The sequence below is a fragment of the Acetobacter sp. AAB5 genome (assembly GCF_050106715.1).
Taxonomy (GTDB): Bacteria; Pseudomonadota; Alphaproteobacteria; order Acetobacterales; family Acetobacteraceae; genus Acetobacter; species Acetobacter oryzifermentans.
On record NZ_JBNIEW010000088.1, the window covers coordinates 1 to 223 of the forward strand.

Annotated in this window: 1 protein-coding gene; it reads left to right on the top strand. The window is 59.6% G+C overall.

Annotated elements, in window-relative coordinates; genetic code table 11:
* Nucleotides 1-223, top strand: a 223-nt coding sequence (locus tag ACP7IZ_RS13925; RefSeq protein ID WP_426849770.1) for a transketolase C-terminal domain-containing protein, incomplete at both ends; no start/stop codon positions are given.

Sequence of the window (223 nt, forward strand, 5' to 3'; positions counted from 1 at the left end):
TGATACGGAACTGGTGGAAAATCTGGCCCGCAACCATGCGGTGCTGATCACAATTGAGGAAGGTTCGGAAGGTGGCTTTGGCTCCCTTGTTGGCCACCATCTGGCCCGCACAGGCCTTTTGGACAACGTCCGCTTCCGCCCCCTCACCCTGCCAGACCGCTTTATTGACCATAACACTCAGGCCGCCCAATATGCCGAGGCCGGGCTCTCCGCTCCGCACATC